This window comes from Oceanobacillus piezotolerans (assembly GCF_003665065.1).
Lineage (GTDB): Bacteria > Bacillota > Bacilli > Bacillales > Amphibacillaceae > Oceanobacillus > Oceanobacillus piezotolerans.
The window spans coordinates 637,533-662,231 of the sequence record NZ_RCHR01000001.1 but is presented as its reverse complement, the minus strand read 5'-3'; the positions used below and the strand labels follow the sequence as shown (position 1 = coordinate 662,231).

The following is a 24,699-nucleotide window of genomic DNA, read 5'->3' as shown; positions in this document are numbered from 1 at the left end:
CTAATTTACCATTAAAATAGTCGCCCAAAACATAAAAGGGGGAGCTTATTTGATTAAAAAAGAAAAGTTGTCTCGAAACTTTTTGACTTTTGCTGAAAAGGAGTGTAAGGGTTCTAGCTTATTATATGAACATCTATCTATCAAAATTGCATCAGACAATCATCTTCTTGCAATTTGTAGTAAGGCGCGAAAAGGGCAACCCGTACCAAACCTCTTATTTGCTGCAATTCATTATCTCTTACTAAAAGGAAAGGAACACTCTTTAAGGGAGTATTATCCAAGTATCGTACCTCATGCAAAATCATATAAGGAATCATTCCAATTCTTTAAGGATTTCTGCTTAACATATCAAATAGAAGTTGAATCCATCCTAAAAACCAAACTTGTGCAAACGAATGAAGTAAGGAGATGTGCCTATCTTTATCCAGTTTTTTGTACGATTTACGAGATGGCAAAGAAACCATTAGCACTTATCGAAATCGGGACAAGTGCTGGATTACAGCTTTTATGGGATAAATATTCTTACTCATACGGGACAAATATTATTTATGGTAATAAAAATTCAAAACTTCATCTTTCAACTGAAGTAAAAGGAGCGAATACCCCAATCCTCCATTTAATGCCACCACCAATTTCAACTAGGATTGGTTTAGATATAAATACAGTTGATTTAAATGATGAGGAAGAAGAATTGTGGCTTAAAGCATTAATATGGACCGAGCATACAGATAGAATGCTTATGTTTGAAGAAGCTGCAAATTATATGAAGAAAGCTTCAGTAAGACTCGTTGATGGAGATGGTATAAGTTTGTTACCTAAATGTGTTAACAGTATTCCAAAAGAAAGTGTTATCTGTATTTTTCATACTCACGTTGCAAATCAAATACCGTTAGAAAAGAAAAAGGTTCTGTTACAAACTGTAGAAGCTATTGGGAAGGAGAGAGATGTTTTCCATATATATAATAACATTCAAGATAAGTACTTACATCTGGATTATTATTTGAATGGGATAGAAAGTTGTCATATGATCGCAGAAACGGATGGGCATGGCAGATGGTTTCAATGGTTTGAAAATGGAAGGAGATAATTTAGGGGGACAGAAAAGTGTATGTTAAAGTTTATCAATATCATATTCAAAAAGATAGAGTAGAAGAATATTTAGATATTCAGAAAAAAACATCCGAAATTTATGACAGGTATTTAGATATCGATCTACTATACCTAAATAATCAAGACGATGACACGAAATGGATAGAGGTAACAAGATATAAAGATAAGGATGAGTATGAAGAAAAAATAATTATGATAAATGGGCAGAAAGAAATACAAGAACTATTTGAATCCTTTCAGTCCTTACTAGTTCCTGATAAAAATGAAATAACTGAGGAAAATTATATTGAAATAAAGCCATATTAAAATTCATGTTATAGTAATAGGTTTTTTTAAGTTTTATTGCCCCGTATTTAGCTGGGAATGTTACAAGATTGTGGGGAATAAGGAGATGGATTGGAATAATGATTACATGGAAGAACAACAAAAAACAAAATTCATATCTGGAATCGGCTGTTTTATCTGGGGCATTATCTTAGTGCTTTTACTTTTATGAGTTATTGCTTGGTACCCATTAAAGGTTTTCTTTATTTTATTCTTCCCTGAAGAAACACTGCTGGTTGTAAGTGATTCGCCTAATAATAAAAATAGGATTGAAGTTGTTGAAATAGGAGATTCTCCTGTTCCTAGAATAAGAATTAAGTATGATAACACCACTTATATTGAGAGAAAAATTCATACAACGGATAGGATTAATATAGAACCTGAAGATGTATCTGTAAACTGGTTAAATGATGGCGAGGCCAATGTCGTTATATATGTGGAAGGGCATGAGCCACGAACAATTGAAGTAGAATTAAAACAATGACCGATGGGAGTCTTTACCATTTAATAGGAGGTATGAATTTGTTCGAATCAACCCGATGTTCCATTAATACCTTGCAAAATTCTGATTATGCTGAGGTAAAAAGCTTATACGTCAATTCTGAAGTAAGAAAATATCTTGGTGGCATACGCCACGATGATGAAATGGAAGCAGTATTCTCTGAAATGCTTTATGCCGATGAAGACTCTTTTTACTGGATTGTCAGAGAAAAACACACCGGTGATTTTATCGGGCTAGTAAGTATAGATCCACATCACGATGGTATTTGTCATGAAATTTCATATCAACTATTACCGAATTGGTGGGGAAAAGGTTATGCAACAGAGGTAGTTCAGTTCATTATTCATTATGTTTTGTATGAGTTAAACCACTTTAAAGTTGTTGCTGAAACACAAACAGCAAATATTTACTCCTGTAAGTTATTAGAAAGAGTTGGTATGAAATTAGAGCGAACAGTAATCAGATTTGGGGCTGAGCAAGCAATTTATGCAAAAACGCGTCCTATTTAAATCAGAAGTAACCCTTCATAATCTATTATGTTAGCAAAGAAGAATATCAAAACACTCTCCTTTTTCTGATTGAGAGAAATGGAATAATAAACTATTAATGGGGAGAATGTTTTTTAAATATTGAGCCAGGTTTATTGTTTAGTAATTTTGAAATCGAAACATTTTGCAATTTAAACCGTATAGATATATATCTATGAATGACTAGTATTCTTAAAGAATGGCTAACATAAGGGGTGAGAGATTTGTTTAAAAATAATATTGCAAATAGAATATTAAAGCTAGCTGGTTTTTGGTTGATTGTAATCATTTTATCGATTAATAACAGCATTTCTTTAAGTAATCCTGTTTTATTAAGCTTTATAGCTGTATTGGCTATTTTATTTACGTTTTTTCAATTTTATCAAGTTGTAAGTGAAAGAAAGTTAAAGAGGCAATAGTGAATCAACTCTTTGATATTTATTGAAAGAGAGGGGAGAGTGCCAATGTCTCTTAAATAAAACACCATTCATTTTAACGAAGGACTCAAAACACTAATTCATGACCACAACAAGATACAGGAGGAATTAAATGTCATATCTTTACTTGCTATTTGCAATAGTTGCAGAACTAATTGGTACTTCCTTATTAAAAGCCTCTGAAGGGTTCTCAAAACTTTTTCCTACAATTGGATTAATAATAGCATTTGTGTTTAGTTTTTATTTTTTGTCATTATCACTTAAAAACATTCCTTTAAATACTGCATATGCAATGTGGTCAGGACTAGGACTTGTTTTTACTACTATCATATCGGTTTTAATATGGAAAGAAAAAATTAATCTTGCTAGTATTGCAGGAATCCTTTTAATTCTTGCAGGGGTTATCATTCTAAATTTATTTGGTCCGGGTCATGAAGAAACATCTAATAAAGCAAACAAAATGATGACCGTCTCAGAGAATGATTTTTCTTAATTTGAGCCAATGTAATGAGGAAAACGAGTCAGAGTTTTAATTTGGTTATAGAAAGTACAAAAAAGGTTAACGTGGACTACTAAATGTTTCTAACTAGCTTAAAATAAAACATACGTATCAGATTATTTATATTGTATAAAGGCTTTATAATATATCTAGTACTATTATCTTTTTTGAAAGGTTGATAAAGATGTCAAAAGTTACACCGTTTTTAATGTTTCAAGACGGAAATGCGGAAGAAGCGATGAACTATTATACCTCGTTAATTGAGGATTCAGAAATCAAAAGTATAGTTCGATATGGAGCTGATGAAGCTGGGGAAGAAGGAACAGTGATGCAAGCAGTTTTTTCATTAAAAGGCCAAGAATTTATGTGTATTGATAGTAATGTAAAACATGAATTTTCTTTTACACCTTCGTTTTCCATTTATGTTACTTGCGATAAAGAAGACGAAATGGATTATCTTTATCAAAAACTGCAAGATGGTGGAGCAGCCCTCATGCCCATTGGTGACTATGGTTTCAGTAAGAAATTCGGCTGGCTTGTTGATCGTTTTGGGATCTCATGGCAGCTTAATTTGCCTAAATAATACATAAGTATTTTCAGAATCTAGTTTCTAACCTGTATTTTATCAATTGTTGAGCATATAAATGACATCAAAAGATTATAAGTCTTATAACACCAAAAACTACTAAGATACAACCTGTCATTTATAGATAAGTACCGATTTACAGGAAAATTACCTCATTTAGTCACTCATCCAGTCATTTTTGCTGTTATTAATAATGATCCTTACTTAATAAAAATATTTTTACGATAAATGCTATTATAAGACTGTACCCGATTTTTCTAATAAAAAGCAGGTTATAAAAGATGGGGAGAGAATCATGGCAGAGCAGAGTGAAAAAGAAATTCTACTAATGAATAGTGACCAGAATTTTAAAAGATTACTTGAAATAATAGAATCCGTACCTAGCAGAAAAAGAAGTATTTCCATTGAAACTCCAGAAAGGGATAAGAATTTCCGGGATATCCTCATGCATTTGTATGAATGGCATGCAATGCTTGAAAGATGGTACAGAGAAGGTATGGATGGTGATACTCCTTCTATACCGGCACCGGGTTATAAATGGAGGAATATTAATTTGCTAAATATGCAAATCTGGGAAAATTACCAAGATGTAACTTTTAATCAAGCTTTTAAAAAATTGAAACTAAGCCATCAAAGAGTAATGGATTTAATTAAATTACATACTGATGAAGAACTCATGTCAAAAAAATACTTTAAGTGGACTAAAACTAGTAATTTATACAGTTATTTTGCTGCGAACACGTCTAATCATTACCTGTGGGCTATCAAAAAATGTGAAGTGATTGCCAACTCAATTATAGAAGGGGAAGAAATAACTATTAAACAAGACTCATTAAAGTATTCCAGGCAATCGTAAGCTTTGAATTAAAAAGTTTACTAAAAAGAGGGGGAGATTCCATTTAAGAAGGAATTAGGATTTAGGATGGCCACTAAAGGTGACTTGATAACGATAGTGGCCATGCTTGCGGATGATGTTTTGGGAAGTAAACGTGAACGTTTTGAAGATCCACTTCCGAATAGTTACATAAAAGCATTTGAGGCGATAACATCTGACCCAAATAACGAATTAGTAGTGGCTTTTTGTGACAAAGAAGTAATAGGCGTCGTACAAATTACTTTTACTCCTTATTTAACCCATCAAGGTGGTTGGAGAGCTACAATTGAAGGGGTAAGAACGTCGGCTTCGGTAAGAGGAAAGGGTATAGGCACTGAATTAATCAAATGGGCAATCCAGCGCGCAGAAGAACGCGGTTGCCATTTAATCCAGCTGACAACGGATAAAAAACGACCAGACGCAATAAGATTTTATGAACGATTAGGTTTTAAAGCAACACATGAAGGTTTAAAGTTAAAGCTTCTATATTAGTACAATTTAAGGATCGTCTAAGGTGACGGTCTTTTTTTACCGAAAAAAAGGTTGCAAAAAAAGCTTTCATGTATTGTGAGGGATTATAAAAAAGTAAAGGAATGAAGTGAAATACCTAACAAAAGCAGGAAAAGAAAAATACTATTGGATATCAGTTACTCTGGACGGTTTTGTTGAAGGGAAAAATGGGGAGGTAGATTGGTGCATAATTGATTCTGAGATGAGGTTCATTCAAGAAAGTTTAGTTCTGGAGTTGTTCAATTAATATATCGTAAAACTGAGAAATAATTGCAGATTAGGATGCGTGACTTTAATAGAAAACAAATGGGTTCGTTAACACATTAAGTCGATTTATTTTGTAATGGGGCAGTAGGTATTTGCTTTAATATCGTTGGAGGGATACTTAAAAAGGGGAGAGAAATTGTGTATGATCTAGGGGTTGAATCAAATTTCTTGCTGAAGCTATTTTTGTTTATGGCTACGTTGGGATTACTGTTATTCTTATTTAATACTGTAATGAGAAAGTTGCTAAAAGTAGAGAGGAAAAATATCTTTTCGTCTACTTATATTAATGATAAACATAAATGGATCGATCGGACAATCAGGATAATTTTTATTATCGTTTTATTGATTGGTTTTATCGTAAACTCCGGAAGAGAGCCTTTAGAGAAAAATCTGGTATTTGGAATCATACTATATAGTCTTTCTATTTCTCTTTCTAACGGAAACAGCTAAGGCTATTATGGAGTGGAAATATGAAGAAAATAGAAATGCTTATATATTTACCATCAGTCAATTAGTGTTTATCACTATATTATTGTATTCTTTGTTTGCTAATAACTTTATTGGATGGTTTGATTAACATATGAACCAAATAGTGGGAAGGGAGTATCTGATTGGCTAATCCCTTTCCTGTTCTGTATGAAAAGAAAAAATGGTCGAGCAACAACAAAGGAACTAACTTGTATCATTTTTTGATATACCTATAGACATTTATATCATATGTTGATATATTATTTTTAGATATATAACACTTTATGATATATCTTATAAAGATATAGAAGGTGATCGATTGAAGAAAACGGAGCAATTAACAGATTCCATGTTTTATATAATGGCTGCTTTAACAGAACCAAGGCATGGGTATGGGATTATGAATTTAATGGAAAAAACATCCAATGGCGCCATTACGATTGGTCCTGCTTCCATGTACACGATTATAAAAAAATTGTTAAAACAAGAATGGATTTATCTATATGATGGGTCAGATTCAAGACGTAAAACGTATTTGCTCACCGAAAAAGGAAGAGAAGTTTTAGAAGCAGATTTAAATGTAAGAAAGCAGATGATTCATCTAGCTGAAAATGGACTTAAGGAGGTTAGAGAATGAGACAAACGAAGTATATTACCTCTGGGGGACTAGCTTTTGCGGAAGAACAAGATATGGGAAAATTACGTAGATATTCATTGAAAGGCTGGCATGTCCGTGATTTCAAGTTTATGGGATACACACTTGAAAAAGGTGAGAGCAGAGATTATATCTACAGTATAGACTATCGACCATTAAATGAAGATGAAAAAGAAGAGTACTTGGAATTTTTCTCTTCTTCAGGATGGTCACATGTCACATCGGAAGCCAATATCCACTTATTTAGAGCAAATTCTGGAACAAATCCGATATATAGTGATCAGGATACAACGGTTGAAAAGTATAAGAATTTAAATAGTTCCATGAAAAATGTATCGATATCCCTGTTCCTTTCGACTATAATTTTGTGGACAATATTTTCGCTGAGCACAGGGACTTTAAAAGTTATTCTTTTCTTCGTTGCAGCGATACTCAGTTCGTTTGTTCTTCCGATAGCTTGTACATTAGCTGCAACTTACAGTAACAAATGGAAAGTAAAAGGTAAGAAAGGAACTGCAATATTATTAAGAGTCGTTCCATTCGTCATCTTCCTAATCACTGTGATTGGTTTTCTATCAGTATTTTTTCCTGATAACGTAATTAGAATTATAACTTCAATGGCAATAGGAGGAATCGCATTTCCCACTGCAATATGGGGCATGATGTCCCTTTATCACATAGTAGGAAGAAAACGAAATTAGCTGTGACAAATAGAGATAAACGTATAATAATGGAGGAGATTTAATGGAAATAGAGATATCTGGATTAGGCACTGGATTAGTTTTGTTAGCAGTAGGTTTGACACTTATGGGGTATTTTATTGGAAAAGGTCTACAAAATATGGGGCATCCGGAGAAAGGTCAAAACTACCATCTCTTTCTAAAAGAAAGTGAATTGGAATTTTACCTTAACTTAGATAAAAATGAAATTACAGAGTTATTGAGAAGAAACCCAGACGCTCCTAAGATAAATTTAAATGGAACAACCTATTATCCATATAGACAATTTATGGATTGGGTTTCATCAAATGATACTTACAAATAAAGTTAAATGTTGGTAGTGCTCGATGAACAGTTCATTTACATACTCAAAGATAACTGTAGCTTAGGGTTTATTTTTATTCTACATACTGAATTAAGGGAGAAGTCTTTAAAGATGAAAGAAATGATTGGGAAGAAAGCTATAATATCAAGGGCAACAAAGAAAGATATTGATGAGTTATATTTTTGGAAGTATGAAGAAAATGGACAAGAAGCAAAAAAGTGGAATGGGCCTTATATTCCTGAGGAAAAAGTAACCAAAATAGATTACCAAAAAAGTTGGGAGGAAGAAATTTACCCAAATGTTCCTGCTTCCATGGTTATAAGAGCGGATGGGAAAGTGATTGGATCCGTTGGTTGCTACTGGGTAGATCAAAATACTAACTGGCTGGAAACAGGAATAGTAATTTATGATAGTAATTATTGGAATGGTGGCTATGGGACGGAAGCTTATAAATTATGGATTGATTTTCTTTTTAACTCTACTGATTTACACCGTTTAGGAATGTCAACATGGTCTGGCAATACAAGAATGGTAAAGGTAGCAGAAAAAATAGGAATGATAGAAGAAGCAAGAATAAGACAGGCAAGGACAGTGAACGGGGAGTATTTTGACGCGATTAAGATGGGGATATTGAGAAGCGAATGGGAAGAGAGACAAAGGAACTAAATAGTCCTTCGTCTACCACTGATTGATGTATGTTATTACTTTTCTACAATATAGAAAACTTTTACTATTATGTGTGATAGAATAATAAAAAAGAACAAGGAAGGTATACTTAATATGTTGCAATCACTGAATACGGAGCGTTTAGTATTACGACCTTATGAATTAAGTGACGCCAGTAAAGTGCAAGTGCTTGCTGGAGACAAGGAATTAGCTGAAACTACTTTTTTACCTCATCCCTATACAATAGAACTCGCTGAAAATTGGATTAGTAGTCATTCACAACTTATGAAAAATGGTAATGCTTTTCCATTTGCTGTCATTCTAAAAACAGAAAATAAGCTTGTAGGAACCATGACTATTAGAGTAGATAAATTACATAACAAAGGTGAATTAGCTTATTGGATAGGCAAAGAATATTGGGGAAAAGGCATTGCAACAGAAGCTGCTAAAACAGTGCTTGAATTCGGCTTTGGTGAATTAGGCTTGAATCGCGTGTGGGCCCCAATTATGAGTAAAAATAAAGCTTCAAGTAAGGTTATGGAGAAAATTGGTTTGAAATATGAAGGGACCTTAAAACAGGATATTTTAAGATGGGGAAAATACGAAGATGTAGATGTATATGGAATTCTAAAGGAAGATTACAAATAGGTAATGTGATTTATTAATAGATTTGTATGTTATTTATAGGGTGCGTTGATCCAAGAAGGATTAACCACCTTTTTTGTTGAACTATTGTATTAAGAGGCAAGCTATTTAATAAGAGAATGAGCACTAGGTGAATGGTATATTTATTAACTACTAGCAGTCTACTAATAACAGAATAAGTTAAAAGTTAATGCATATCAACTGGGGGATAAAAATATGAATGGAAAAGAGATTCTGAATAGATTTGGATTTAAAGTTAAGGAAGAACCAATAAGTATTTATCCATATTCACCTGTATATCTTGTTCGACATGGCGATGATGATTTTATAGTGAAACGCACGCAGAGGAAAGCACGTCAAGTAATGGCTTATACTTCTATGCTAAAGGATAGAGGAGTAAATGTTGTCACACCTGTTAAGTTAACAGTAGATAATCCACAAAAATTTAACGAATCAAACTTTGTAGTTTATCCATTTATAGAAGGCAACAAATATTCAGGTGAAAAAAAGGAAATCCTTGAGGCTGGGAAATTGTTAGGGCTGATTCATCGTCTTTCACCAGTTTCAAATGTATATGATCTTCTTGAATATAATATATACGATTTTAATGAGCAAGAAGTAGAAGAGAGTATGGAAGCAATAAAACATCATGCAGATAAAGCTGGATTGAAAATTGATACAGGGTTAAAAGCAAAGTTACTCGAGAGTGTAGAGTATCAAGCAGAACTTTCCCATGCAGAATTACCTCATGTTGCAAGTCCTCATGATTTTAAAGCGAATAATTTAGTCTTCATCCCGGAACCATTTTTGATTGATCCTGATAATGCAAGCTGGATACCAAGAATTTTTGATTTAGCCTTAGCATTACTGCTTTTTCATAATGAGCATAGAGAAGCGCCAGACCGGATTTTCACTATAGATGAATGGAATCTGTTCTTATCAGGATACAAAGAATATGTCACTTTAACAGACAAAGAAAAGTTCTTTTGGAAAAAGTCGATACAACATATCTTCCTTGATGAGGTAATGTGGCTGATGGCTGAGTTCGAAAAGGACTGGCAAAATCCCTCACAACAAAATTTGTTTAATAACTTAATCGAGATCGTAATTGGTGACACAGACTATAATTAGATTAGGGATTCTGAAAAGAGGTGCGTATTTTGAAAACGTTTATATACATGGTAAGACACGGTGATTCACCAAAAGAAGGAAGTGAAAGAACAAGAGAGTTAACAGAAAAAGGGTATATAGACGCCCAGCTGATAACAAAACGCTTAACAGAAGAAGGGGTAGACGCTGTTATTTCGAGCCCTTACAAGCGATCAATTCTAACGGTTCAGGAACTAGCAAATCAAATAGGACAAGAAGTTTTAGTATACGAAGACCTTAAGGAAAGAATCTTTACGAGAGAAAATATACGAATAGCCGACAAAGAATTACTTCCGATAGTAGAAAAGTCATTTTCAGTACCTGATTTCAAATTACCGGGCGGAGAGTCTAATGTAGAATGCCAGGCAAGGGCAATAAATATCTTAAAAGAAGTTTTAAAAACTTATCAAGGAAAAAAAGTAGTTATAGGTACTCATGGAGTTGTGATGACTTTATTGATGGGATATTATGATCGTAAATTTGGTCTTGAATTTTTGCTCCAAACATCAAAACCAGATATATACAAAATGGAATATTATGGAGAGGAATTAGTAGAAGTTAAGAGATTATGGGAATCTACTATATAAGGAAAAAATGAAAAATATAGATGAACTATTTAAACTTGCTGGCTAGCTAATGTAGAGGGTTAAATGAAACGACAGCCACTCTCTTAATGTATGTCAGGTTAAGAAATAAGCCCTAGAAATATATTTAATCGCTAATTTTAGGATCCAGTATAAAAGGAGGGAAAGCGATTGAATTTAGGCGTTCCATTCGCAAATGGATATACAGCTGAGATTTTTCTTCATGAAGGAAGGATTTTTAAAGTATTTAAAGATCATCTGCCTTTAACGGAGTCCATGTATGAAGCGAATAAGCAAAGCCTTGCCTACTCGCTTGGCCTTAATGTTCCTAAAATTATTGATGTAACAAAAATAAATGGAAAACAGGCCATCATTATGGAATATGTTAAAGGTAAGACAATAGGTGAAATCGTATCTAAAAACATGGATAGAGCAGAATATTACATGAATATCTCCGTTGATATCCAACGAAAAATACATAAGGTAGTAGCCGATTCATTTGAACCTATGATAGATAGATTACGACATCAAATTGCAAGAACTATCTATTTGGAAGAACAGCATAAATCTCAGTTAATAGCGAAATTAGAATCGATGACATTTGAGAATAGACTATGTCATGGAGATTATCATCTTTTTAATTTGATTATTACAGAGAATGACAAAGTTACAATTATAGATTGGGTTGATTCAAGTGCAGGGGACATTCGTGCGGATATTTATAGGACGTACCTTTTGTATTCTCAGTTTTCCGAAGAGTTAGCCGAGTTATATTTGCGATTATATTTGGAGAAAAGTGGTTTGTCAAAGAAGGAAATATTTGAATGGGCTCCAATTATGGCAGCAGCAAGACTATCGGAAAATGTATCAACCGAAAATTCTGAGCGCCTCATGGAAATCATTCATCATTATTTTCCACTTTAATTTACTAATCAACTTTCTAGTGCAGAGGCACTAAAGAAACATTCGGAATACGATTTCCTTTAGAAAGCCACGTTATCAAAGGTAAGTGTTTTAAAGTGGTTACACAGAGGCAACTTGTCTCTTTGGATGTGTTCTTCTATACTTTGTGAAGGTATTTAATCCATGAAAATATGAAGTGGTACCACATAAAAATGATGCGGAGGATGATATAAGTGAGTCTCTCAATTCGAAAAAATGACAAAAGAAGACATTGTCAAAGTTCAAGAGATAGCACGAGCAACATGGAATTCGACTTATGAAGGGATCATTCCTTCTGATATACAAGAAAACTTTTTAAAGATTGCATATAGTGATGAAATGATGCAAAAAAGTCTAAATGGCTCCTTATTTCTTGTTGCAGAAGTAAAGAAAAACATCGTTGGTTTTGCTAATTACTCCCCGGTTAAAAATGGGGGCGAGGTAGAATTAGGTGCCATATATATTTATCCTGAACATCAAGGAAAGGGAATCGGAACTGCTTTGTTACAAGAAGGAATACGATCATTAGAAGGTGTAAGGGAGATCTATATAAATGTTGAGAAGGAGAATAAAATAGGAAAACTTTTTACCAAGCGAAAGGTTTTAACATCACTGAAGAGTATGACGATAATTCTGATGGTCATATACTAAAAACGGTAAGGATGGTTCTAGAGGTTTAGTTATTCAATGAAAGGGGGCGGAAACGAAGAATGGTTATTAAAGTTTTATTGAAATAATGGGGTGGTATGATGAGACGATATTATATTGCAGTGTCGTATGATGTTTGTGAACATAATAATCTATATGAAAATATGAATGAATACCCTATAGATGCGTCTATTGATTTGGAAGAACAAGTTAGGGATTTTGCAAAGAAGGATGTTGCGCCTATTATAAAAGTTTATGAGTCGCAGACAAGTGATTTTAAAGAGTTTAGATTGTATAGAGAATATAAATTTAAAGAATATGAGTGTCGCTGTAATTCATAATCTTATTAACTTCTTGGCGCTCTTTTAAATGAAGAAATATATTTAAAGAACACAAAAATATATGTAACTTTTCATACTCTTAACCGTAGTATTATGAGAACACAGTAAAAATGACGATTAAGAAGAGGAGTTTTATAAATAATAATAAAGTTTATGTAAGAATTTTACCATATTCTTTTATAGTCACCATTAATGTAGCTAGTAATCATGAGAAGCTATGGGAAACTTTTAGTAAAAAAACTACCAAAAATTTATACCAACGGGTAGCCTAACATAACAACAATATCCATAAGGACAAAGTTGAAAATAATAGAATCCACATGAATAGCTTAGGAGAGAAATATGTGAAGAAAATAACTTTCTCTAACGGTAGAACAGTAGAAGTTCAGTGTTTAAGTTGCGCTTTAACAAGTGGGGTAATAGAACCAGAAGGTGGGGTTGTGCTAGAAACTGATTATTTCCATGCTCATCAGGATGTTGCGTATCCAATAAAGGGACTCATCATATTAGCTTCTAAACGACATATCAAATGTTTTGATGAATTAATAGAAGAAGAAAAAACAGATTATATTCAGGTTCTTTCAAAGCTAAGGAAGGCACAAAGAGATGTATTAGGCATTGAGTCCGTTTATTACTTTTACAACGAAGATACAACCCATCATTTTCATACTTGGATGGTTCCAAGATATGATTGGATCGACAAATTTGGTCGCTTGGTTGAATCCGTTAGACCAGTACTGCTTCATGCTCGTAATAATCTGAACGATAATGAGAATATGCAAGAAGTAATGGCTGCAATCGACTCATTAACCAAAGCATTAAATAAATGAATATTTGTTTTTTAACTAAAGGGTGAAGCGTATAAGATCACCTTTTTTAATTGCAATAGGTGCATTTACATCTATAGATTTTATTTTTTACGAGGGAAATTAGTTTAAGTAAAACTAAGGAGGAAATTCATTGGGCCAGCTAAGAAAAAATCATTGGTATTTACAAAATCCTCTAACAAAACAAGAGCTAGAAAATCTTAATCAAGAAGGAAATAATACAAACACGTTTTTCAGGTATTGTAGGTTGAGGAGTGGAAATTTTACCACCAATTGAAAAAGAGAGGAATACCGTATTATGGGAACAGATGGTTACGTTGAATTGATACATTATTCTAACGAATATTTGAAGGAGTTAATGGCTTTTGAACTCCCTGAAACACAAGTAAAATTTAGTGCACTACCTTTCGAATCGTTATACTAAGCGAGTATGAACCTGTTGGGTTCTTTTTATTACATACAACGAAACGTGTAAAGGAGTATTGCAATAATCCTAATGCCATGTTATTAACCGCATTATCCATTAATTATACGAAGCAAGGAAAAGGATATGCTAAACAAGCTATGAACTTATTGGGTGAATTTATTAAATCTGAATTTCCTAGCTGTGACGAGATTGTACTAGCTGTTAATCATAAAAACATTCCTGCTCAAAGACTGTACTCAAAAGTAGGTTTTAAAGATACAGGCAGGAGAAAAAGTGGTCCTATTGGAGAACAGCTTATCATGAGTTTATCGTTGTGAAATCACTCGCGTTTACAGGAGTCCGATTATCAATTATGAGATAATAAATCTTGCAGGTATAGTAATCTGTGAATTTAGCTACTTTATGATATGTTTGCTAATTGGAGTTAAAAATCTATCTAGAAAGGTTGTTTTATTTTGAAATTCAAAGATTTTACAGCAGCACAAGTTAGAATTGCGAGGCCAACTGACAAATTTGAAGAAATCATTGATTTTTACCAAAATGGCTTAGGACTTAAACAAATTGGACAGTTTAAAGGACACAGGGGTTATGATGGAGTAATATTTGGCTTACCGGATGTTAATTATCATTTGGAATTCACACGCCATATTGATGGAAGTCCTTGCCCTGCACCTACAAAAGATAATCTATTGGTCTTTTATATAACTGATAAAAAAGAAATCGACAAAGTAACAGAGCGATTAAAGATAATGGGTTATCCTGAAGTTGAAGCAGAGAATGAATATTGGAAAGAACTGGGAGTTACTATTGAAGACCCTGACGGTTGGCGAATAGTTTTAATGAACAGGTCTTTTACCTAATAAACACAACATATTCTGTCTAGGATTTTTCAAAAAATATTGTACTGCGGGTATAAGAATGATTGAAATGATGGGTGTCATTATGTTGTTTATAGTAATGGGTATTTTTCTAAGAAATGGCAGAGGATCCTTCTTAATTACAGGCTATAACACAATACCTCCATAGTAAAGAAGAAAAATGATACAACTGCTCTCTCTAAGTTTATGGGGAGAAATGTTTGCCTTGTCTTTAGTATGTTGTTCTGGTTAATTAGTGAAGCATATAAAATTAACTGATTGTACATTCTTGGTCTTTTATTATTTTTTGCCATTATTTTATTTATGGTTGTATACGTTGACACGGGAAACAGGTTTTTATAAAGTAGAATATTTATCTATGATCTAATAATCGGGTTGATTTAAATTACGGTCAAAGAAAGAGAGGTTTTCCATGTCCAAGGGATTGCTCCATCATATTGAAATAAACGTATCAGATATATGTAAGACTGTAGATTTTTGGGGATGGTTTCTTGAAGAATTAGGTTATACGCCTTTTCAAGATTGGGAACGTGGACGAAGCTGGAAGTTAGATGATACATACATTGTTTTTGTACAAGCAGAGGAAAGATTTTTAGATACTCCGTACCATAGATGTCGAGTAGGTCTTAATCACTTGGCGTTTCACGCAAGTTCACGTCAGCAAGTAGATGATATGACAAGCAAACTAAAAGAAAAAGGAGTAAATATCCTTTATCCAAAAAGTCATCCTTTTGCCGGTGGAGATAATCACTATGCCGTTTACTTTGAAGACCCCGATAGAATTAAAGTGGAACTTGTCGCTCCTAAATAGTTTTTAAACGATCTTTCAAGAAGGAAGCATGGCTTCTCTAGTTGAATTAGAGCACATTTTAATTAAAAGATGGATATAAAATCCTAGATAACGTTAAATTAGGTGAAGGGGTGGATTTACATTTGGTAAAGAAAAAGTGGCTATCTGTATTAATTATAGTAATCCTTCTAATAGCTATTATGATATTTACTAACCCTAGTAAAGCAGATTATAATCAATGGATTCTTAAAGAGAATGGAATAGAGTGTAATGGTGAAGATCAAGATGAAAAGTGTATTAAAGACAATAAGGAAATTAGAATAAAGAATAATTCTTCTCATTTTAGAAATACTGGCTTATTCTCTTCTTATGAAAAGTATGTTGAATTTGAGAACGGTGAAAAAATAACGATTAGGCTCTTTGGTGTTTTTGGTAACCTCTTTCCAATGGATGATGGGATTCTATGGGAGATATTAAACTGAAGAGGTGAGAGTGTAGTAGTATTTATTAAAGCAATCATATTCAAAATAACAAAAAGATCAACAGAAACAAATACATGAATCTTTCTTTGGAAAGAAGGAGATTTACATTGACTGCTAGTTATCATGTTTTTCATTCCATGCCTAACGAAGATGTATTAGAAGGAATCTTAGATTACAAAATATAATTTTTAGTACTAATGATAATTTAATAGAAAAAATGCTCACCAAACCAAAGTTACTAGTTATCACAGCGATGGATGATAAAAAAGTTATTGGATTCAAGATGGGATATGAGGTTGATAAAAAAAGTTTTATAGCTGGTTAGGGGGAGTGAGCTCTCACTACAGAGAAAAAGGAGTCGCTTCTAAGTTAATGGAAAAACAACATCAATATTTAAAAAAGGAAGGCTATAAGATTGTTCAAACTAAAACAATGAACAAATGGAGAGGCATGTTAATTCTAAATATAAAACATGGATTTGATATTATAGGAACTTATACTGACGAAAAAGGATTACATAAAATTATTCTTGAGAAAAAGTTCATTGGCTAACGTCCGCAGAAGTTCAATTGGACGATTCCACATAATCGTCATTTCCTTATAGATTATAGATTGAAAAAATCATCTAAGTATTATGTTAATATTGAAATTCATATTTTTACTTCATTGTTTAGAGGGATTAGAAAATTATTTATAACAAATTCAGGGGGAAGCTGGATAAATGAAACGGTGTGTGTTTTGTGACATTTTATCTAAGAAAGAGGATGCTTATATCATATATGAGAATGATATAGTTTGTTGTTTTCTGGATAAATATCCAATAAACAAAGGCCATATTCTAGTGGTGCCTAAGAAGCATTATAGAGAGTTTAGTGAAGTGGACTCAGAAAGTTTAACTCAAGTTATCCTTTCATCACAACAAATTGCAATTGCTCTAGAAGTTGTATTAAAAACGGATGGAATCTCAATAATGCAAAACAATGGAATATTTAAAGATGTGGAGCATTATCATATGCACATTATTCCTCGTTTTTTAAATGATGGTTTCACTTGGGTCGAACCAGAAATAACCGTATCAAAGGGAGAATTTATCTCTTTAACTAATAATCTTAAAGAATTTATACGATAAAGCTACTAAGGTAACACCAGTGCTATCCTATAACATAGAGTAGGGAATGTATATGGAATATTTTACAACACAATTAATAATGATTGGATTTTTTATCTTAATCATTCATTCAATCGAAACATTAGCATATTCAGTAAGGTTATTGGGTGCAAGAGTAAAGCTATTAGCTTCGGCCCTTTCCCTGTTTAATGTAATGGTAATGGTTTCAAGGTTAGCAAATATGATGCAACAGCCTTTTACAGGAAGTTTGATTGACAATGCGCCAAAAGAAAATGCTCTGGAGTTCGTAGCAGGTCAATACAGAATCTTAATTGGTTCTGCAACATTAGGAACAATTATTGGTCTACTGTTGTTACCAACATTCATTGCTATTTTTTCGAGAGCAATCATTCATTTAGCAGATGAACGAGGTTCTATTCCAGCATTATTGAGAAAGGGGCTTACAATACCTTATCTAAAACGTGCAAAAAAACATGTTCATTTACCTAAGTTCGTATACTTAAAAGATATGAACTGGCGAGATATACCAATTAAATTATTTTGCATTAATATGTTGATTACTGCAATTTATACAATAGGAGTATTATCAGCACTGTATGCAGCATTGCTTGCACCTGAGAGGGCGACAACAGCAGTAATGGCATCAGGTTTAATTAATGGACTAGCCACAATCTTGCTCATTGTCTTTATAGACCCAAAAATTTCAATCCTTGCAGATGATGTGATTAACCAAAAGGGAAGCTATATCAATTTAAAAAATGCATCTATAATGATGGTTTCATCAAGGTTATTAGGAACTCTGTTAGCACAAGTAATATTTATTCCAGGTGCAAAATATATTGCTTGGTTTACTCAATTCATTGTATAGTTAACAACAATACATATGAAATAATAGAAGAATTTCTGCCATTACAAAATTCACATGGAAAAAATAAACAAATTAAAAGTTAAACACTGATAAAAGTATCTTTTTCCAACTAGGATTATATGGAAAAGAAATACTTTTTAAGGAGGCATCTATTTAAGTCTTATTCTTATATAGATGCCTTTTGCATTAGAACATGGTTCTTTACAATAAACAATGAGATCGTTCAAGGGTGCGGTCTATTTCTATGATGAGGCAGAATTTTAGAATGAATGGAACTTTTTCTTCAATTACCGCGTATAAAAAATGAAGATTAAAATAGGTTGGCGTATTGTTGAGTTAAAGTTTATGGATATCAACGCATAAAATTATTATAAGTCGGTTCGTTAGGAGGGCTATGGTAAAAGACCGGCTGTATCTAAACGTTCATTAAGCAAAATATAATAGAAAAGGTCGTGTGTTGAAATGCTAACTGAATTCTTGCGCGTGGAAAAAGGCAAAAATACGCATCCCAGATATATTTTATCTTTATTCATTACTATCATTGTTTTTGGTTTAATAATAACTGGTGCAGTATATTTTGGCATACTAAATGGAATCAATAATTTCGATGATTCTCTAGTCAATGAAGCAGATTTACTGATTACTGATCCTCTATTAAGCCTTTATGTGGATTTGTTTATCACCATATTTATTATTTTAGGCTGTTGGTTCTCAGTCCGGTTTGTTTTGAAGCGTGGGTTTAAATCTTTAATTACACCATATGAACGGATTAATTGGAGAAGAATTATTTTTGGGTTTTCTGTATTTTTTATTTTGCTTTTTATTATTCAAGTTATTACTATGATATTTCAATTCGGCAGTTATTCCTTTAATATTGTGGACTGGAAGAGTTATTTGCTGTTGATTATTGCAGCAATCATTCTTATTCCCATTCAAACGACGTCTGAAGAGTTGTTTTTCAGAGGATTGCTGCTGCAATGGCTGGCCAAATTCACTAAAAATCCAATTATTTTAGCTATTATTGTTGGTGCCATATTCGGGTCGCTTCACTTTTTTAATCCGGAGATGTCGTACGGCTGGATTATTGCATTAGACTATCTTTTCTCTGGTTTTATATTAACCTATATTACTGCAAAAACGAATAGTTTAGAATTAGCAATTGGAGCTCACGCAGCAAATAATATATTTGTTTGCTTATTTATAACGACAGAAAATAACGTAATGGGCGGAATACCTTCTATGTTTCTAGTCGAAACAGTGAATCCATATCTTGTTGTTACGATAGATATCCTTTTATACGCGATTTTTTGTTTTATAATTTTGAGAAAGGTAGATTCCAAAAAATAATGGCCTGTTTTATCGACAGATCTTTTGCAGCATTCGAAAATGGGTATTACAAAATCCAGGAGAAAATCACTGAAAAAAGTGAAAGTGAAATGGTTATTGTATTTAGTGCAGGCTTTTTAATTAATAATAGAACGATAGAGATTGGAATTAATGATGTTATTTACAGCTCAAATCTTAATAAGCGTTAATTATTTTAGTAATTGTATAATCGAGAAAATAATTACTGCATATCCAAATACAACATATAAACAAGTCATTGGAATAATTATAGCAGTATTTATTGTACTTTTTTCGAGACTTTTAACAGGATAGATTACTTGAAGGAATGAAGAGTTTGGGAGGTGGGTTTGAATGCACGGAATGCTGCAGTCATTTTTAGAAACTGAAATCTCTCATCAAGATTACTATGATGGTATTATTAGTTTTATATATTCTGTCAATATCAGGAGTGGGGAATATGAATGCAATCAATTTATAGTTAAAAAGATGGATCTATTGAACTTTATCATTTATGAAGAATATGAAATAAATCAAAAAAGGGAAATTCACTATTCATTTTCCATATATAAGAATAAATTAATTAAAGCCATTAATGACTATGCAAAAAAGCAAGGTTTATTAATAAGAGATTTTGATTGGACGAGACAACAATAGATTATCTAAGATACATAAACTAGAAGTAATTAATAGGGGGATAACAATGGGCTTCGTTTATACTTTGTTAGTTATATTATCTTCGGCAGGATTCTTATATTATTGGGGAAAGCCAGATAAGAATTCTAATAAAAAAGAGGAATAAGTACTTTTTTAAGAAGATGGGAGAAAGATTAGGAGTGAATAAAGTAGCGGATTTGTGTTAAGTCTTAATTAGATATGGAGGCAACGGATATTCTGCCTTAACTTTTAGTTCCACCAATGTAGCTATGGAACCAAAATGAATAACCATATCCGAGTTAGAATAGAATACTTATGGATTATTATTAATTTGTTTTTTTATTAAGGGTTTTATTGCAGATAATAAGTTAAATTACTAACTAACAGCATTCCGATATAGCTACAAAATGATTATAAAAATCCCAAATAGTACGGAGGTACATTATGAACTATAAGATTTGTTCAGTTGTAGATCCATCCTTAATCCATCAAGCCTTTTTAAGTGGTTTCTCAGATTACGCAATTCCTATGAATCTACCACTTGATCCGTTTATTGATAGATTTTTTGGACCTGAAGGAAATACATTAGAAGACTCATTTATTGCATTTAAAGAGGATGTACCTGTTGGATTAATACTTGGCGGAATTAGAAAGTTTGATGGATATAAAAACTTAAGGTGTGGTACTTTATGTATAACACCGGAATTTCGTGGAAGAGGTGTGAGTCAAGAGCTTTTCCAATTGTTTATTGAAAATGGAAATAAGCAACAATGTGAGCGATTTAGTTTAGAAGTTTTAAAAGACAACGAACGTGCCATCCGCTTCTATGAGAAACAAGGATTCAAAAAGGGAAATATAATCACCTATTTCAACAGTTCAATAAATGTCAATTGGATTAAACACAATACTAATTTAAAGGTAGAAAAAGTTGGTTTATCAGTAGCAGAAGAACTAAGAAATCGCATTTTATCAACACACATTAACTGGCAGAATGAAGTAGACTACTTTATTAAAGATCACACTGCTCACTGTTTTGCTGCTTACGGCGATAAACAGGTTATAGCTGCATTAGTTATTACGAAAGCAGGGATAATTAATTTTTTATATGTCCTTGAAGGAGAAAGGTGTAAAGGAGTTGCTAGTAATCTTATTTCATACGCAGTAAAGCAGCTAAATTTGGCAAAATTAAGTATCAGTATGCCTGATAATATTAATATGGCCGACTTCCTTAGAAAAACGGGATTTAAGAAAGTTAATATAGAACAATATGAAATGTATAAAATGGTTTAGATAAAATATCAATATTAACAAGTTTGTTTAAATGGTGCGGTACCATTAAAGTGTAACACCAAAAAGTCGATAGTAGAACGTACGTTAAATTCTTTAACACGCAATCCCTCCTTTTCATATTTACATAACAGCAAAGCGATTTTGAAAATACCCGCCATTTTTAACGCGAAATTTATCGGTTGGACAGCCTTGTTATTTAATGAAACCATTATTGTACAATTTCGTAATATTAATTACATTTGAACAAATGATGGAGGGGGAAGTTGAATATTATTATCGCAGTCCTAGCTATATCACTTATGGTATTATCTGGTTATGGACTCTTGAACCCAAGTGTAGATACAACAACTATTTCGATGGTATTCTTAGGAGCATTGCTTTTAACAATGGGGGTCGAAGCAATACCCAAAGAAAAGAAAACAATAGGCTATTTACTTATTATAGGTGGATTGTTTAATATATTTGTTTCGGTAATAGATTTCTTTTAAGCTTAAGTGTGTAAGAGTTAATCGGAAATTATTGTTGTGATATGTGAGGGGATTCAATGACTTCATACGTTCTATAGAGAATGCAGTCATACCAGAATTTAAATGAATATCAAAATTAGATTTTGGGTTTATTATTTGAATGAACCATAGAAAAGAGTGAATCATTTGATAGTCTTTGCGGAAATTTTACGGACAATTTCTATATCTGTTTTAGTTATTACTTCGCCTTTTTATCTTCGGCATTTAGAAAAAGAGAAAAAACAAAGGAAGCTATCTGCTTTTGAATTTACAATGTATATCACAATTCAGATTGCTTTCATTCTATTATCCATTAGCCTGTTGCTCTTTGTTTTTTTTGTATGATAAACAAATAAAGAGTATTAAGTAAAATTTTTATCTAATCAACACGATTTGGGAAATAACAAGCATTAACCTTATTGTTCTATGACTTAATAATTTTTAAAAAGCAGGTATAATGACCTTCTAGCGAAGTAGGAATATTCTACGAAGAACGAGCTAAACGAAAATCTATTGGAGTTGGAAACTTGATGCCTTTAAATAATATGTCATTCCTTTGTCTAGCTTTTAATATTGCGATAAGTTTAATCGTAATTTTTACATATTCGTTTGCCGGTTTTAGTTTAGGAATTGTAAGCATAGTTATATTTTTTTTGCCAATGGTGGCATTTAGTGGTGCGTTTTTAGGAATGGGAGCTATTTTGTTAAGAGAGTCTTTTATTAAATCACTCATTGCAATTCTGCTTAACATTGGCTATATTTTTTTATATTTCTATGTTTTTGAGAGATTTTAAATCACTAATTACAAGATGTACTGAGAGTATAAAAGTATAGCTGAAATTATGTTTATTTGGATCAAAAGAATCGATTACTATCGAATTAGTAAATTATCTGCAAAAGGTGGGAGACAAGCATGATTGATGAATTAAAAAGAATTCTTAATAATTCTTCTAATGACGAAATGAAATCGCTTTTATTACAAACATTTCTACGACTGAAGATGCTGGAAGAATCCAACCGCTATACGGAGAGCGAATTTATTATCGATTTGAAGAAAACGTATCATGAATTCTTACATTATAAAAGTAATGGAACTAAAGCTAAAGATAATAAGAGTTATAAAAATGTGCATATTTTGTTTGATGCTTCATCATCAGGTACTTTAAAAAGAGTATTACATGAGATGAAATTGCATGAAGAGGAAAACGTCATTTCATTTTCGGATTTATTTTCTATTGGGCCTATGTGGCGTTTGCATGAAAATACAGGAGTTAAGCACAGGTATGAATGGATAAAAAATCATCTCATATATGATGATGACTGTCTTGATCAATATCTTTTCCATTTCAATAACACAATCTCCATGATTAACGCTATTCCTAAGAACATCCGAATTACCATTTGGGCTGGGGAGAACGCTCATGAACAAACAGCTTTACGGTTTGTTCTGTATTTATTAAGAGAAAGGAATAACGAAATCAGTTTAATCAATTCAACTGAACAACTTAAATCCCAATTCAATATTCCAGATACAGAATCTTACCCATTACATACCGGGGAAATAATACCTGAAAAGTTAAGGTTCATTTATGAGAAAAACAGAAATGGTTCCTCCTTAAGTCAAGAGCAGCGTAAAATTCTTGAGGAGGAATGGCAGCATCTATCTACTACAAAAGAAGTGCTTAGAATATGGCAATATAAAATGATTAAGAGTGTAGATGAATCCTATTTTGATGAGTATATTATCAATAAAGCTAAGAAACTGCATAAACAGCAAAAAAGTAAAGAATTTATGAAATCTGCACGCCTAATAGGAGAGGTCATTGGATATTTGGATCAGTATATTAGTGATGAATATATTGAGTATAGAGTAAGACAGTTAATTATGAATGGCATTTTCGAAATTAAAGGTGTTCCAAAAGCGATGAGGTTTTATAGTATAAAACTCAGGTAAGTATTCAAGGAAATGTAATTAGGTTAAGGATTTTCTAAAATAAGGTAAGGTCTATAACACTCAAATTAGTACTAACTCTTATTAACAGATGTTAAAATTAAAAAACTGTTTAATTACTATATTTTATTGAGGTGTTTTATGAAATTAGATGAATTTACAATTGGCGATATATTCGAAACTGAAGCATATAAATTATCAAAAGAGGATATTATTAGATTTGCAGGAGAGTTGGATCCACAATATATGCATTTAGAAGAAGAAAAAGCAGCACAAGGTAGGTTTAATGGAATCATTGCTTCTGGTATACATACATTAGCTATCTCATTTAAACTTTGGATTGAACAAGGCAGGCATGGTGATGATATTATCGCTGGAACTGGCATGAATAATATTAAGTTTATAAAACCCGTGTATCCAGGTGATGAGCTGTATACAACAGTGGAGGTAATTAATAAGAAAGCCTTAAAAAATGAAACAGGAATTATTACGCTAAGGTTATCCACTTACAATCTTAAAAAAGAAAAAGTCTTTAAAGGAGATTTGTCTGCATTGATTAAACGGTAATAAAGAATAAAAAGCGTTTTGACAGAATTGAAGATAATGAAACGCATAATTAGGAGCTACATGGTATTATTTAGTAATGGAACTCTAATATACCTTCTTGTGCGGACTTTAAACAAAGTCCACTGACGGCTACTCCTATAGTTAATTTTATTGAAACCACCTATTTTTCATAATATAATAAAGAAAACACTATAAGGAAGTATTT

At 32.5% G+C, this 24,699-nt stretch carries 33 protein-coding genes and 3 pseudogenes; 35 read left to right on the top strand and 1 reads right to left on the bottom strand.

The window, feature by feature from the left end; translation table 11 throughout:
* Positions 1-49 precede the first annotated feature (49 nt).
* The 33 genes and pseudogenes from D8M04_RS03470 to D8M04_RS03310 all read left to right on the top strand — a co-directional run bounded on the left by D8M04_RS03470 (position 50) and on the right by D8M04_RS03310 (position 21,958).
* On the top strand, positions 50-1,087 hold the full coding sequence (locus D8M04_RS03470; RefSeq protein WP_121521433.1) for a DUF2332 domain-containing protein: 1,038 nt from the start codon (positions 50-52) through the stop codon (positions 1,085-1,087).
* A 17-nt stretch (positions 1,088-1,104) separates the two neighbouring features.
* Positions 1,105-1,416: a hypothetical protein gene (locus D8M04_RS03465; RefSeq protein ID WP_121521432.1), complete on the top strand. Its 312-nt coding sequence runs from the start codon at positions 1,105-1,107 to the stop codon at positions 1,414-1,416.
* 534 nt (positions 1,417-1,950) lie between these two features.
* Positions 1,951-2,445: a GNAT family N-acetyltransferase gene (locus D8M04_RS03460; RefSeq protein WP_342772620.1), complete on the top strand. Its 495-nt coding sequence runs from the start codon at positions 1,951-1,953 to the stop codon at positions 2,443-2,445.
* 242 nt (positions 2,446-2,687) lie between these two features.
* A complete protein-coding gene (locus D8M04_RS03455; protein ID WP_121521430.1) occupies positions 2,688-2,882 on the top strand; it encodes a hypothetical protein in 195 nt (64 codons plus the stop codon).
* Positions 2,883-3,012: 130 nt separating this feature from the next.
* Positions 3,013-3,393: a DMT family transporter gene (locus D8M04_RS03450; protein WP_121521429.1), complete on the top strand. Its 381-nt coding sequence runs from the start codon at positions 3,013-3,015 to the stop codon at positions 3,391-3,393.
* Positions 3,394-3,583: 190 nt separating this feature from the next.
* On the top strand, positions 3,584-3,982 hold the full coding sequence (locus tag D8M04_RS03445; protein WP_121521427.1) for a VOC family protein: 399 nt from the start codon (positions 3,584-3,586) through the stop codon (positions 3,980-3,982).
* A 298-nt stretch (positions 3,983-4,280) separates the two neighbouring features.
* Positions 4,281-4,841 carry a ClbS/DfsB family four-helix bundle protein gene (locus D8M04_RS03440; protein ID WP_121521425.1) on the top strand — a complete coding sequence of 187 codons (561 nt, stop codon included), beginning with the start codon at positions 4,281-4,283 and terminating at the stop codon, positions 4,839-4,841.
* A gap of 66 nt (positions 4,842-4,907) precedes the next feature.
* Positions 4,908-5,351, top strand: a complete 444-nt coding sequence (locus D8M04_RS03435) for a GNAT family N-acetyltransferase (protein WP_121521423.1) — start codon at positions 4,908-4,910, stop codon at positions 5,349-5,351.
* Between the two features lie 111 nt (positions 5,352-5,462).
* Positions 5,463-5,583: pseudogene (locus D8M04_RS20340) on the top strand (dihydrofolate reductase family protein); the annotation flags it as partial.
* A 242-nt stretch (positions 5,584-5,825) separates the two neighbouring features.
* Positions 5,826-6,086: a DUF4181 domain-containing protein gene (locus D8M04_RS20335; protein ID WP_342772626.1), complete on the top strand. Its 261-nt coding sequence runs from the start codon at positions 5,826-5,828 to the stop codon at positions 6,084-6,086.
* A 7-nt stretch (positions 6,087-6,093) separates the two neighbouring features.
* Entirely contained in the window at positions 6,094-6,213 is a 120-nt protein-coding gene (locus D8M04_RS20330; RefSeq protein WP_425463995.1) for a DUF4181 domain-containing protein, read from the top strand.
* Positions 6,214-6,423: 210 nt separating this feature from the next.
* On the top strand, positions 6,424-6,741 hold the full coding sequence (locus D8M04_RS03420; RefSeq protein WP_121521421.1) for a PadR family transcriptional regulator: 318 nt from the start codon (positions 6,424-6,426) through the stop codon (positions 6,739-6,741).
* Positions 6,738-7,460 (top strand): DUF2812 domain-containing protein, encoded by a 723-nt coding sequence (locus D8M04_RS03415; protein WP_121521419.1) that lies wholly within the window; start codon positions 6,738-6,740, stop codon positions 7,458-7,460. The genes D8M04_RS03420 and D8M04_RS03415 overlap by 4 nt, the downstream gene beginning before the upstream one ends.
* 43 nt (positions 7,461-7,503) lie before the next feature.
* A complete protein-coding gene (locus tag D8M04_RS03410) occupies positions 7,504-7,803 on the top strand; it encodes a DNA-binding protein (RefSeq protein WP_121521417.1) in 300 nt (99 codons plus the stop codon).
* Positions 7,804-7,914: 111 nt separating this feature from the next.
* On the top strand, positions 7,915-8,469 hold the full coding sequence (locus tag D8M04_RS03405) for a GNAT family N-acetyltransferase (protein WP_121521415.1): 555 nt from the start codon (positions 7,915-7,917) through the stop codon (positions 8,467-8,469).
* Between the two features lie 114 nt (positions 8,470-8,583).
* Positions 8,584-9,117: a GNAT family N-acetyltransferase gene (locus tag D8M04_RS03400; RefSeq protein ID WP_121521413.1), complete on the top strand. Its 534-nt coding sequence runs from the start codon at positions 8,584-8,586 to the stop codon at positions 9,115-9,117.
* Positions 9,118-9,330: 213 nt separating this feature from the next.
* Positions 9,331-10,245, top strand: a complete 915-nt coding sequence (locus D8M04_RS03395; RefSeq protein WP_121521411.1) for an aminoglycoside phosphotransferase family protein — start codon at positions 9,331-9,333, stop codon at positions 10,243-10,245.
* Between the two features lie 29 nt (positions 10,246-10,274).
* Positions 10,275-10,850, top strand: coding sequence for a histidine phosphatase family protein (locus tag D8M04_RS03390; RefSeq protein WP_121521409.1), 576 nt, complete (start codon positions 10,275-10,277; stop codon positions 10,848-10,850).
* 168 nt (positions 10,851-11,018) lie between these two features.
* Positions 11,019-11,771, top strand: coding sequence for a phosphotransferase family protein (locus D8M04_RS03385; RefSeq protein WP_121521407.1), 753 nt, complete (start codon positions 11,019-11,021; stop codon positions 11,769-11,771).
* Positions 11,772-12,005: 234 nt separating this feature from the next.
* Positions 12,006-12,469: pseudogene (locus D8M04_RS03380) on the top strand (GNAT family N-acetyltransferase).
* Positions 12,470-12,538: 69 nt separating this feature from the next.
* Positions 12,539-12,778 carry a hypothetical protein gene (locus tag D8M04_RS03375; protein ID WP_121521404.1) on the top strand — a complete coding sequence of 80 codons (240 nt, stop codon included), beginning with the start codon at positions 12,539-12,541 and terminating at the stop codon, positions 12,776-12,778.
* 344 nt (positions 12,779-13,122) lie between these two features.
* Positions 13,123-13,608, top strand: a complete 486-nt coding sequence (locus tag D8M04_RS03370) for an HIT family protein (protein WP_121521402.1) — start codon at positions 13,123-13,125, stop codon at positions 13,606-13,608.
* A gap of 295 nt (positions 13,609-13,903) precedes the next feature.
* Positions 13,904-14,349: pseudogene (locus tag D8M04_RS03365) on the top strand (GNAT family N-acetyltransferase).
* A gap of 135 nt (positions 14,350-14,484) precedes the next feature.
* Positions 14,485-14,892, top strand: coding sequence for a VOC family protein (locus tag D8M04_RS03360; RefSeq protein WP_121521400.1), 408 nt, complete (start codon positions 14,485-14,487; stop codon positions 14,890-14,892).
* A gap of 430 nt (positions 14,893-15,322) precedes the next feature.
* Positions 15,323-15,721 carry a VOC family protein gene (locus D8M04_RS03355; RefSeq protein WP_121521398.1) on the top strand — a complete coding sequence of 133 codons (399 nt, stop codon included), beginning with the start codon at positions 15,323-15,325 and terminating at the stop codon, positions 15,719-15,721.
* A 122-nt stretch (positions 15,722-15,843) separates the two neighbouring features.
* Positions 15,844-16,182, top strand: a complete 339-nt coding sequence (locus tag D8M04_RS03350; RefSeq protein WP_246001099.1) for a DUF4359 domain-containing protein — start codon at positions 15,844-15,846, stop codon at positions 16,180-16,182.
* Between the two features lie 330 nt (positions 16,183-16,512).
* A complete protein-coding gene (locus tag D8M04_RS20635) occupies positions 16,513-16,734 on the top strand; it encodes a GNAT family N-acetyltransferase (protein ID WP_342772619.1) in 222 nt (73 codons plus the stop codon).
* 169 nt (positions 16,735-16,903) lie between these two features.
* Positions 16,904-17,311: an HIT family protein gene (locus tag D8M04_RS03340; RefSeq protein ID WP_121521396.1), complete on the top strand. Its 408-nt coding sequence runs from the start codon at positions 16,904-16,906 to the stop codon at positions 17,309-17,311.
* A gap of 52 nt (positions 17,312-17,363) precedes the next feature.
* Positions 17,364-18,179, top strand: coding sequence for a lipid II flippase Amj family protein (locus D8M04_RS03335; protein ID WP_187695395.1), 816 nt, complete (start codon positions 17,364-17,366; stop codon positions 18,177-18,179).
* A gap of 462 nt (positions 18,180-18,641) precedes the next feature.
* The gene (locus D8M04_RS03330) at positions 18,642-19,526 is read left to right on the top strand and encodes a CPBP family intramembrane glutamic endopeptidase (RefSeq protein ID WP_121521394.1); all 885 of its coding nucleotides are present in this window, start codon (positions 18,642-18,644) and stop codon (positions 19,524-19,526) included.
* A gap of 351 nt (positions 19,527-19,877) precedes the next feature.
* Positions 19,878-20,180 carry a hypothetical protein gene (locus D8M04_RS03320; protein ID WP_121521390.1) on the top strand — a complete coding sequence of 101 codons (303 nt, stop codon included), beginning with the start codon at positions 19,878-19,880 and terminating at the stop codon, positions 20,178-20,180.
* A 444-nt stretch (positions 20,181-20,624) separates the two neighbouring features.
* Positions 20,625-21,470 carry a GNAT family N-acetyltransferase gene (locus tag D8M04_RS03315; protein ID WP_121521388.1) on the top strand — a complete coding sequence of 282 codons (846 nt, stop codon included), beginning with the start codon at positions 20,625-20,627 and terminating at the stop codon, positions 21,468-21,470.
* 263 nt (positions 21,471-21,733) lie between these two features.
* On the top strand, positions 21,734-21,958 hold the full coding sequence (locus D8M04_RS03310) for a DUF3953 domain-containing protein (protein WP_121521386.1): 225 nt from the start codon (positions 21,734-21,736) through the stop codon (positions 21,956-21,958).
* Between the two features lie 502 nt (positions 21,959-22,460).
* On the opposite strand, the gene D8M04_RS03300 is transcribed toward D8M04_RS03310, so the two are convergent.
* On the bottom strand, positions 22,461-22,709 hold the full coding sequence (locus D8M04_RS03300) for a hypothetical protein (RefSeq protein WP_121521382.1): 249 nt from the start codon (positions 22,707-22,709) through the stop codon (positions 22,461-22,463).
* A gap of 180 nt (positions 22,710-22,889) precedes the next feature.
* Here D8M04_RS03300 and D8M04_RS03295 point away from each other — a divergent pair, with 180 nt between their 5' ends.
* Both D8M04_RS03295 and D8M04_RS03290 read left to right on the top strand, forming a co-directional pair.
* The gene (locus D8M04_RS03295) at positions 22,890-23,930 is read left to right on the top strand and encodes a DUF1835 domain-containing protein (RefSeq protein WP_121521380.1); all 1,041 of its coding nucleotides are present in this window, start codon (positions 22,890-22,892) and stop codon (positions 23,928-23,930) included.
* Between the two features lie 138 nt (positions 23,931-24,068).
* The gene (locus D8M04_RS03290; RefSeq protein ID WP_121521378.1) at positions 24,069-24,494 is read left to right on the top strand and encodes a MaoC family dehydratase; all 426 of its coding nucleotides are present in this window, start codon (positions 24,069-24,071) and stop codon (positions 24,492-24,494) included.
* Positions 24,495-24,699: the final 205 nt, after the last annotated feature.

What these genes read in the sequence shown, in the direction of transcription:
- D8M04_RS03445 (WP_121521427.1), top strand. Translation starts at nt 3,584, where the DNA reads ATGTCAAAAGTTACACCGTTTTTAATGTTTCAAGACGGAAATGCGGAA.
- D8M04_RS03395 (WP_121521411.1), top strand. Translation starts at nt 9,331, where the DNA reads ATGAATGGAAAAGAGATTCTGAATAGATTTGGATTTAAAGTTAAGGAA.
- D8M04_RS20330 (WP_425463995.1), top strand. Translation starts at nt 6,094, where the DNA reads ATGGAGTGGAAATATGAAGAAAATAGAAATGCTTATATATTTACCATC.
- D8M04_RS03355 (WP_121521398.1), top strand. Translation starts at nt 15,323, where the DNA reads ATGTCCAAGGGATTGCTCCATCATATTGAAATAAACGTATCAGATATA.
- D8M04_RS03400 (WP_121521413.1), top strand. Translation starts at nt 8,584, where the DNA reads ATGTTGCAATCACTGAATACGGAGCGTTTAGTATTACGACCTTATGAA.
- D8M04_RS03450 (WP_121521429.1), top strand. Translation starts at nt 3,013, where the DNA reads ATGTCATATCTTTACTTGCTATTTGCAATAGTTGCAGAACTAATTGGT.
- D8M04_RS03290 (WP_121521378.1), top strand. Translation starts at nt 24,069, where the DNA reads ATGAAATTAGATGAATTTACAATTGGCGATATATTCGAAACTGAAGCA.
- D8M04_RS03330 (WP_121521394.1), top strand. Translation starts at nt 18,642, where the DNA reads ATGCTAACTGAATTCTTGCGCGTGGAAAAAGGCAAAAATACGCATCCC.
- D8M04_RS20335 (WP_342772626.1), top strand. Translation starts at nt 5,826, where the DNA reads ATGGCTACGTTGGGATTACTGTTATTCTTATTTAATACTGTAATGAGA.
- D8M04_RS03320 (WP_121521390.1), top strand. Translation starts at nt 19,878, where the DNA reads ATGCACGGAATGCTGCAGTCATTTTTAGAAACTGAAATCTCTCATCAA.
- D8M04_RS03375 (WP_121521404.1), top strand. Translation starts at nt 12,539, where the DNA reads ATGAGACGATATTATATTGCAGTGTCGTATGATGTTTGTGAACATAAT.
- D8M04_RS03300 (WP_121521382.1), bottom strand. Translation starts at nt 22,709, where the DNA reads ATGAGTGATTTAATAAAAGACTCTCTTAACAAAATAGCTCCCATTCCT.
- D8M04_RS03435 (WP_121521423.1), top strand. Translation starts at nt 4,908, where the DNA reads ATGGCCACTAAAGGTGACTTGATAACGATAGTGGCCATGCTTGCGGAT.
- D8M04_RS03460 (WP_342772620.1), top strand. Translation starts at nt 1,951, where the DNA reads ATGAATTTGTTCGAATCAACCCGATGTTCCATTAATACCTTGCAAAAT.
- D8M04_RS03340 (WP_121521396.1), top strand. Translation starts at nt 16,904, where the DNA reads ATGAAACGGTGTGTGTTTTGTGACATTTTATCTAAGAAAGAGGATGCT.
- D8M04_RS03315 (WP_121521388.1), top strand. Translation starts at nt 20,625, where the DNA reads ATGAACTATAAGATTTGTTCAGTTGTAGATCCATCCTTAATCCATCAA.
- D8M04_RS03415 (WP_121521419.1), top strand. Translation starts at nt 6,738, where the DNA reads ATGAGACAAACGAAGTATATTACCTCTGGGGGACTAGCTTTTGCGGAA.
- D8M04_RS03295 (WP_121521380.1), top strand. Translation starts at nt 22,890, where the DNA reads ATGATTGATGAATTAAAAAGAATTCTTAATAATTCTTCTAATGACGAA.
- D8M04_RS03410 (WP_121521417.1), top strand. Translation starts at nt 7,504, where the DNA reads ATGGAAATAGAGATATCTGGATTAGGCACTGGATTAGTTTTGTTAGCA.
- D8M04_RS03440 (WP_121521425.1), top strand. Translation starts at nt 4,281, where the DNA reads ATGGCAGAGCAGAGTGAAAAAGAAATTCTACTAATGAATAGTGACCAG.
- D8M04_RS03335 (WP_187695395.1), top strand. Translation starts at nt 17,364, where the DNA reads ATGGAATATTTTACAACACAATTAATAATGATTGGATTTTTTATCTTA.
- D8M04_RS03405 (WP_121521415.1), top strand. Translation starts at nt 7,915, where the DNA reads ATGAAAGAAATGATTGGGAAGAAAGCTATAATATCAAGGGCAACAAAG.